9 protein-coding genes are annotated in these 8409 nt (G+C 72.8%); 7 read left to right on the plus strand and 2 right to left on the minus strand.

Going from position 1 to position 8409, the window contains the following annotated elements:
• The coding region (locus ACHZ99_RS33245; protein WP_420308570.1) for a GNAT family N-acetyltransferase at positions 1-461 on the plus strand (461 nt) is incomplete at its 5' end.
• Here ACHZ99_RS33245 and ACHZ99_RS33250 read toward each other — a convergent pair.
• Entirely contained in the window at positions 343-693 is a 351-nt protein-coding gene (locus tag ACHZ99_RS33250) for a hypothetical protein (protein ID WP_420308576.1), read from the minus strand. The two genes, ACHZ99_RS33245 and ACHZ99_RS33250, sit on opposite strands and share 119 nt — an antisense overlap.
• Here ACHZ99_RS33250 and ACHZ99_RS33255 point away from each other — a divergent pair.
• From ACHZ99_RS33255 to ACHZ99_RS33270, 4 genes are all read left to right on the plus strand, one after another.
• Positions 607-1062: a hypothetical protein gene (locus tag ACHZ99_RS33255; protein WP_420308578.1), complete on the plus strand. Its 456-nt coding sequence runs from the start codon at positions 607-609 to the stop codon at positions 1060-1062. The two genes, ACHZ99_RS33250 and ACHZ99_RS33255, sit on opposite strands and share 87 nt — an antisense overlap.
• A 370-nt stretch (positions 1063-1432) precedes the next feature.
• Positions 1433-1753, plus strand: a complete 321-nt coding sequence (locus ACHZ99_RS33260) for a hypothetical protein (RefSeq protein WP_420308571.1) — start codon at positions 1433-1435, stop codon at positions 1751-1753.
• Between the two features lie 525 nt (positions 1754-2278).
• Positions 2279-2566 (plus strand): hypothetical protein, encoded by a 288-nt coding sequence (locus ACHZ99_RS33265; protein WP_420308572.1) that lies wholly within the window; start codon positions 2279-2281, stop codon positions 2564-2566.
• Positions 2567-3079: 513 nt separating this feature from the next.
• The gene (locus ACHZ99_RS33270; RefSeq protein WP_420308577.1) at positions 3080-3640 is read left to right on the plus strand and encodes a hypothetical protein; all 561 of its coding nucleotides are present in this window, start codon (positions 3080-3082) and stop codon (positions 3638-3640) included.
• Between the two features lie 442 nt (positions 3641-4082).
• Here ACHZ99_RS33270 and ACHZ99_RS33275 read toward each other — a convergent pair whose 3' ends face one another.
• Positions 4083-4901 (minus strand): TrmH family RNA methyltransferase, encoded by an 819-nt coding sequence (locus ACHZ99_RS33275; protein WP_420308573.1) that lies wholly within the window; start codon positions 4899-4901, stop codon positions 4083-4085.
• A gap of 587 nt (positions 4902-5488) precedes the next feature.
• On the opposite strand from ACHZ99_RS33275, the gene tap reads away from it, so the two are divergent.
• Both tap and tpg read left to right on the plus strand, forming a co-directional pair.
• Positions 5489-7636, plus strand: coding sequence for a telomere-associated protein Tap (gene tap / locus ACHZ99_RS33280; protein ID WP_420308574.1), 2148 nt, complete (start codon positions 5489-5491; stop codon positions 7634-7636).
• 3 nt (positions 7637-7639) lie between these two features.
• A complete protein-coding gene (tpg, locus tag ACHZ99_RS33285) occupies positions 7640-8197 on the plus strand; it encodes a telomere-protecting terminal protein Tpg (protein WP_420308575.1) in 558 nt (185 codons plus the stop codon).
• Positions 8198-8409: the final 212 nt, after the last annotated feature.

Genomic DNA, 8409 nt, shown 5'->3' on the forward strand with positions numbered 1-8409 from the left:
CCGGCCCGGTCCCGTACCGTACCGGATCCGCGCTGGCCGCCGCCGTCCCCGACGATCTCCCCGCCCCGCCCGTGGCTGCCGACGGCCTCGCCGCCGCGGTCCCCGGTTTCGTCCTCGCCCCCGCCGCGCCCGGCTCCCGGTACGGCCGGCTGTTGACGGTGGCCGCCGTGCACACGGGCAGCGGCGCCGTCGCCGGCTACACCGAGGTGCTGATCCCGCCCGCCCCCGCGGCACGTGCGCAGCAGTGCCACACCGCCGTCGTGCCGGTGCACCGCCGCCGCGGCCTCGGGCGCTGGCTCACCGCCGAGATGCTGCGCCGGCTGCACGCCGAGCACCCGCAGATCACCGAGGTCGAGACCGCCGCCGCCGACGGCGACGCCGGCGCCCTCGCCCTCGACGAGCAGCTGGGCTTCCGCCCGTACCGCCGCACCCACGGCTACCGGCTGCGCGTGCGCGGCTGACCACCGGCGACGCCAGCCCGGGCCCGTGGCCGCGAGCTAGCCGAGTTGCGCGAGCGCCCCGGCGCTCGGCGCGGTAGACGATGAGCTCGTGCCCCGGGGCCGCGCGCACGTCGAACGTCTGCATCGTCAGCGTCAGCGCCCCCACATGGACGATGCGCTTGCGCCCAAACGCCTCGCAGCGGGCGTCGTGCCACGCCCACAGCCGCGCGAACTCCGGGCCCGACTCCAGCAGCTCCGCGAGCGGGCTGACGCCATCATGAACCTCACCTACCGGGATTTCGCGAACACCCCGCACGTCCCGCCTTTCGTCTGGGTGGGTGATGGTTGTTCGGTGGCGGCCGGTTATGTGCCTTGCAGCGGGTTGTTTTGCCCTGGGTGTGTGGGGCACGGCTTCGGTTGCCGGAGTTTCGGTGTCAAGTACGGGTTGAGGCTCGGCGGGGCCCGTGTGACGAAGAGCTGGATCGATGGCCGCTTCCGCGGCGAGATGGGCCGTATCTGCGGCGGCCGTTACAACTATCGGCTGTCCCATCTGGCATGTCTCAGCGCTGCCCAGGTGTACTGCGGCGCGGTCCAGTTCGGCGGCGACAGCGCGTTCTTCTGATTGGGGGGTTGTGGCTGGTGTGTGGTTGTTCGGTGTGGGTGGTGGTTGTTTCGCCCGGTGTCGTGGTTTGTGGGCTCGCCGACTGCGTCACCGATCTCTGGTGTTGTCGAGGTTGTGTCGGGTTGTTGTGCCCTGTGTGATGGGCCCTGGCGTCTTTGCCGCCGTTGTCTCGTACGCCTGGGCGCAGCCGCCGGAGGTGGACGTCAACGAGGTCGTCTTACGCCCCGCCGGCCGGCGTTGATCTGGCCCACGGTCCCGCGGCGGAGGGTAGGTTGGGCGCATGACAGCGGCTGGGGAGGGCCCGTCCGCGGGTCCGGAGACGACCGAGGATGTGCAGGCATTGCGGTCTCGGCTGCGTGTGGACCTGGGTGTGGCGATGAAGGAGCGTCGTCGGGAGGTTGTGTCGGCGTTGCGTACCGCGCTGGCCGCCCTCGACAACGCCGAGGTCGTCGCGCCCGTCGAGGCCCCTGTGGCGCCGGTGAGTGAGCACGTCGCCGGTGCCAGTGCTGGTGTCGGGTCGGCCGAGGTGGGCCGGAGGGTGTTGTCCGCCGGTGATGTACGGGCTGTGTTGCGGGCGCAGATAGAGGAGCGCCGCACCGAGGCCGGCACCTATGACAGGGCCGGACGGGGCGAGGCCGCTGCCCGGTTGCGTCGGGAGGCGGACGTGCTCGACGCGTACCTGACGCGCTAGGGAGAGCGGGTTCTGGTTCGACGACCGGGCGCCCCGGCCCGACTTGCTGGTTCCCGCATGACGACCATGCGCCTCGGCCCGACTCGCGGGTCCCTGCGTGCGGCGTGCTGGTCGTGCGCGGCGGGCGGCGCGGTGTTGCTGCGGTGGTTCCGGGACACCGGCCTGGGGTGCTGTCGGGCGGGGGATGGGCATCGGGGTGTCGCCGGCCGAGTGCGTGGTGCGTGCGTGTCTGGAGGAGACCCCCGTCGTCGTGGCGGCGGTGGGGTCGGGCAGGTGTGCGGGGTCACCGTCCCTTGGCCGGTCCGGTCGGTGGCGAGGCGACTGTCAGCGATGAGGCCGGTGGTGTCCGGTGGGTCGGGCCGGATGGGTTGGGGGTGTGCGACATCCACCTGTCGTTGCTCGGTCAGATCGGTCATTGCCCCGCGGTCGCCCGGCCGCGCTTCGACTGGCCGGTTGGGGCGGTCGGTGTCAGTGCCTGTCGGCACACTGGGGGCGTGGGAAGAGGTCCGATGATTGGAGGCGACGATGGCGGGTGACATCGCCGAGGTGGCTGCGGCCCGGGCGTACCGTCGGCTTGTGCGCAGTGCGCAGGCCGCGTTGGCCGAGCCCGGTGGGCTTGGCGGGTCCGGGCCGGCTGGGCCTGGCGGGCTTGGCGGGGTCGGGCTGGCGGCGGTGGTGCTGGCCGGCCCGTTGGCCGATGCTGATGATGCGTTGGCGGCGGCCGGGTTGGCGGGCAATGAGGCGCGGTTTTTCGCTGTGGTGCGCGCCGCGGCGGCGGCACACGCGACGGCGGCCGGCCCGGCGGCTCCGTAGCGCCCGCCCGCGAAGCGGGCCGGCCGTGCGCCGGCTCCCCGCCGCCCCTCCCCGGGGGGCGGGGGCATCCTGTCGCCCGGGGGCGGGTCGTGCGCGGACTCCCTGCCCCCCTCGGGGGGGGGAGTCGATCGTGCGCGGGCTCCCTGTCGCCCGGGGGTCGGTCGTGCGCGGGCTCCCTGCCCCCGGGTGTCGGTCGTGCGCGGGCGTCCTGCCGCCCCTGCGCGTCCGTGGGGCGGGTCGGAACCGGGGCGGCCCGGGGGCGGGCGTCCGGCCTCATCTTCGTCCTGGTTGTCGTTCGTCGTGCTGTGGTTCCTTGGCGGGGTAGTACCGGTAGTTGTGTGGGACCCCGCCCGGGGGCCGGGTTCTAGCCTCGGTGCCGGTATCCCGCCGAGTGCTGCCGTACAGAACCCCTCCCACCGTGTCGCGTCACCGGGCCGTCGTTCGGCCCGGTTGCCGCCGGCGGGCGGGGTGTGTGCTGTGGGTCTCGGCGTCCGGAGGAGGGGGACAGTGCGTATGAAGGTGATGGCCCGTTCTGCCTTGGTGTCCGTGTGGGTGTTCCTTGCGGTTTTCGTTCTGGCCGCTTGTGAGGATGATTCCAGTCAGAGCAGGGAGAATGATGCGAAGCAGAAGAGCTATGATCTTCTGGTGAGGAATCAGCCGGCTGGGAGGATGGCCTATTCGCCGACTCGTGAGGCTATCAATGAGTGGGTCAGGACGTGGGGCAAGCGGGGCAAGTTGAGTTACGTCTACATCCAGAACGCGAACGGTGAGTACGGGTATTTCGTCATGAAGGGGCTGCCTGTTCCCCGGTGCAAGATGCTCACTCCGACGGAGCGGGTGGATTCGTCGTCGAACGGGAAGGTGGTGGTGTCGCAGCCGGGTATGGACGGTACGTATGATTCGGGTTCGACGTGCAGTGCCTATTACGGTTTCGATGCGACGACCGGGGCGTACATGGAGTTCACCGTCGGCACGAATCAGTCGTTCTTCCTCTTCGATCAGCCGATGACGATGCCGGAGTATGCCGACGCCACGCAGTTGGGTCCGACGTCGGCCGAGGACGTCGCCGGCTGAACCGCCGCCGCCCGCACCCCGGCACGCCCCGCACCCCCGGCACCCCCGGCGCCCCCGCACCCCCCCCCGGCACCCCCGCACTCCGGCGCACTCCCTCAAGGTTTCCGGTCGGCGGCACACCCGGTTCGGTGGTCTCCGGGCGCGGCTGGAGGGTGCGGTGGTGTTCTCCCGGGTCCGCGGGGTGAGCGGTACGTCGGCGGGTTCGTCGTCCTTGTCCCGGACTCGCCGCCCCTGGGTGGCGGCCCGCGCCACCGCCAGGGGACGGGGGCGGGTGTGTGAGCGCCGGCCGGCGCCGGGGAGTTGCCGGCCATCCGGGCGGGAAGCCGTCTCGGAGGTTTCCGCGGCCTTGTGGGTCGGCGTGGTCGCCCCGGTGGTGGGGGCGGGGGGAGAGGGGCCTTGCCGTCGGGTGGGTGGTTCTACCGGGCCGGGGCCGGGGGGTGTTTTACCCGGGTGCCGGACTGTTTTCCTGGTATCTGCGTGTTTCGTAGAGCATGATCGATGCGGCTACGCCGATGTTCAGGGAGTCGACGGTGCCTTGCATGGGGATCCGCAGGCGGCGGGACGCCCGGTCCAGCAGTTCGTCGGGCAGGCCTTCCCGTTCGCTGCCGAACAGCAGTGCCAGCGGCGGCTCGTATGCGGTGTTCCAGTGGTCGTCGTCCGCGTTCCCCGACGTGGCCAGTACGTCGATTCCGTGCTGTGCGGCCCAGTCGAAGAACGCCGCGGCGTTGGGGGTGTGTGCCACGTCGACGGCGAAGAGTGAGCCCATGCTGGCTTTGACCGCGGCCGGTGCGTAGGGGTCCACCGAGTCTCCGACAAGGATGACGCCGGCTCCGCCCACGGCGTCCACGGTTCGGATGATGGTGCCGAGGTTCCCCGGATTGGCGATGCGGTACAGCGCTGCGAACACCGCCCCGGCCCCGGTGCGCAGCCCGCCGAGCCCGCCTGCCCGGGTCCGCAGAACGGCCGCGACACCGCCGGGCCCGTCCCGGTCGACAAGGCGGGTGAACAGATCCGTGCTGAACCGTGCGACGGACACTCCCGCCCGTTCCTGCTCGTCCACCATGTGCTGGGCCGCCCGGCCCGCCAGCAGTTCCGGTGCCACCAGGAGTGTCTCGATCTCCCAGCCCGCCTCGACGGCGCACCACACCGGCTGGAGTCCCTCGACGACGAACGCTCCTTCACGGCGCCGGTGCTTACGGTTCGCAAGCAGCTTCACCCGCTTGGCGAGCGGGTTGGCGGCGCTGCTGATGGTGTCGGTCATGGTGTTCTTCCGCGTTCCTGGTCCGAAGGCCCGCGGCGCGGCCCGGTCCCGGTGGGGATGACGTGCCCGCCGGTGAAACTCCTGCGCCGTAGAACCGGCACCAGTCTAGACCGGCCCTTTTCGACGTCGCCGAAGCGCTCGACACGCCGCGGTACGCGAAGGCCGGGGGGCGGCCAGGCCCCACAGGACAGGGCGGGCGGGGCGCTTGGGCGCACGCCGGGGCCGAGCCGCGGCAGACCCAGGTCGCCAACGCCCGCCTGGCCGAGGCCCGCGCCGAGTTGGGGAAGGAGGGCGTGCCCCTGATCCGCTTGCCCTCCCACACCTCAAGGTCCGATTCCGGAAGGGCGGCGAGACCCGTACGGGATGGGCCGTCTTCGACTGCGCCGACCTCTACCGGCGGTGCTGAATCCGACAGCCTAAGTGAGCCCGCGCTCTGTCGGTGAGGACGCCGACGTCCGGACGTCCTCACCAGAAAGCGGCACGTGCGGCTCGCGTCCGTCTGGTACCGAGCTGCACCCTTCTCCAAACCCCTCCTGTCCGCACCAAACTCGCCCATTGAACCGTACATGCGGCGTACTCTGCTTGGTGTGGGTCGCGAAGACGAGGTTCGTTTGTACGACGCGGTGGACGCGCTGGTGGCGCGTTCGCGGGTACTGCCGCCGCCGGCGGAGCGTCGGCGGCTGCGGGTGGCGCACGGGCTGACGCAGCAGGAGGTCGCCGACGCGCTGGGCGTGCGGCGGGCGACGGTGGGGGCCTGGGAGAGCGAGGACCCTGCCCGCCGGACGGAGCCGCGGCCGCCGGAGCGCGACGCCTACGCCCGGCTGCTGCAGCAGCTCGCCGAGCTGTACCCCCCGCCCTCCGAGTCCCGCCTGGTGGCGTCCACCGGGAACGCGTCGGCCGGACCGGTGTGTCCCGGCCCTCCACCGCGGCAGACCGTCCCGCCGCCGCCGCCGTCCGCACGCACCGGCCCGGCCGACGCCAGGGACAGGGACAGGGACTTCGAACCGTCGTCGCCGGCGCCCGCGGCGGCGGCGCCGCGGGCACGGCCGTCCGCGCGGAAGGCCACCCCCACCGCCCCGGCGGCTGCGGGGGAGGGGCGTTACCCGGCGGGCCCGCTGGCGGTGGTGGACGGCGACGGCACCGCCCACCTCACACACGGGCGCACCCTGGCATGTCCGGCGGGCTCGGTGGTCGAGCTGGCCGGCTGGGCGCTGCGGGCGGGGCTCGGTGCCGAACGGCTGCACCGGTACGGGCAGGATGCCGACCCGCTGGTCGTGCTCACCGAAGCCGCCGCCGAGCGGTTCGGGCTGCCGCCGCGGCTGGACAACCGCGCCTTCGACGACGGGATGCGCCTGGCCGAGGACCACCCGGTCGTACGCGAGATCCTCACCGCGGGCTGGAAGCTGACCCGCCGCGGCTTCGGCCCCTGGCCGCGGATCTACCGCCCCGCCGAAGCCGGCCGCCGGCAGTGCGTACAGCTCGCCGTCCTGGGCTGGGACGCGCTGGAAGACCGCGCCTGGCCCGGCACCGACCGCATGCCCCCCGCCGACCTGGCGCGCACGCTCGGCACCTACACGGCCCGGGTCCTGACCCCCCGCGGCTCCACCGCCGTGACCGGCCTGGAGCTGATGACCGCGCTGCGCCCGCCGACCCGCCCGGTACGCGACGGCGCCAATTGGGTCTCCGGCCCCGTACCGGGATCTCTCACCGCCGCGGCGGACCCGGCTCCGCCGGAGGCCCCGCCTGAGCACCCCGCCGCGACCGGCCGCGAGGCGGGGCAGGAACTCGACGAGGAGGCGTACGACTGGGTCCGCCCCGGCGGCTTCACCGACACCGAGTGCGAGCTGCCCCACGTGATCGGCCTGGACGTCAACATGGCGTTCGCCGCCGCGGCGAACCGCCTGAGCGTCGGCCTTTCGGCCCCGGTGCACACCCACGGCCCCCGCTTCGACAAGAAGACCCCCGGCTGCTGGTACGTCGACCTCTCCCACATCGAGCTGGACCCCCGCCTGCCCAGCCCGTTCACCCCGACCGGCGAACGGCCTGCCGGCCCGGCCTGGTACGCCACCCCCACCGTCGCCTACGCCGCCGAACTCGGCCACCACCCAGCCCCGCTGGAAGCGTGGCTGCGGCCGGAGGCCGGGGCGTACCTGGACCCGTGGTACGAGCGGCTGCGCGACGCCTACCTGGCCACCATGGCCGACCTCGGCGTGACGAAAGACCTCTCCGAGGCCGCGTACGTGGAGGCGATGACCGGCCACAAGGAGGTCGACCCAGCCGCCGCAGCGGTGCTCTCCGCGATCAAAGCCACCGTCAAGGGCGGCATCGGCAAGCTCCGCGAACGCGCCCAGGGCAAGGCGAGATTCCGCAACGACCAGCGGTGGCCGGCACTGGACCGCCCCACCTGGCGCCCCGACATCCGCGCCGCGGTCATCGCGGCGGCCCGGGTCAACACGCACCGCAAGATGATGAAGATGGCCGCCCACGGCCGCTACCCCATCGCGGTGCTCTCCGACTGCGTCGTCTACCCCGCCCCCACTCCGTCACCGCTTCAGCTGCTGCCCCGCACCCCCGACGGCAAGCCGGCCCCGGGCGTCTTCCGCCTCGGCGTCTCCCCGGGCATGACCAAGGTGGAGGGCGTACGCGACCTGTGGTGGGCCGCCGAGATCATCGAGCAGGGCTTCAACCCCGCCCGGCACATCAAGGACGACCCCACCCGCGACGGGGAGGAGTAGACGATGGCGACGATCGGCGAATCCCTCGAAGCAGCCCTCCAGGCCACCGCCACCCGCCCCATCCCAGTGAGCCCGCAGGCCCGCATGCGGTTCCTCGTCAAGACGGAGCGGGGCTCCACCCGCCGCACCGCCGCCCGCCTCGGCTGCTCCCAGCGCCAAGTCGAACGCTACCTCGCCGGACAGGCCAAACAACCCACCCCCCGCCTCGCGGCGGCGCTGGAACGCGAGGTCCGCAAGAGCTGGCAACCCCGCGTACGGGCCCGCGCCATCCGCCAGGCCGCCCAGCACGGCGCCATCGTCGAAACCCGCGCCCGCTTCGGCTTCACCGCCGCCCCCGGCTCCACCGACGACCCCCGCATGCGCCGCATCACCGAACAACTCCCCCCCGACACCACCGCCCAACTCCTCGCCCGCCACGCCGCCGGCGCCGCCGAGGACGAACTGCGCGACCTCCTCGGCGCCGGCCTCGGACACGCCTACTTCCAGGACCGCGGCCGCCGCGCCGCCGGCCTGGAAGTCACCGTCACCGACATCGACCACCTCGACGTCGACCTCACCTGAGCCGCGGGTTTCTCCTGCCCCTCGCCTCCGCCGCCGAACAACTCTCTACGGGGCGATGAAGATCCCGTGGTTTCCGACACGCCACCACACGATGTGCGGGCAGCCGGGTACCTGCTCGGTGCCGTAGCGCCAGGCGGCACGCCTGCCGGCGGCCCAGGTCAGCAACCCGGACACCCGCGGCGGTGCGGACGCGCCTGACGCGCAGGCCGCGG

The organism is Streptomyces sp. MAR4 CNX-425 (genome assembly GCF_048656465.1).
In the GTDB taxonomy this organism is placed as follows: domain Bacteria; phylum Actinomycetota; class Actinomycetes; order Streptomycetales; family Streptomycetaceae; genus Streptomyces.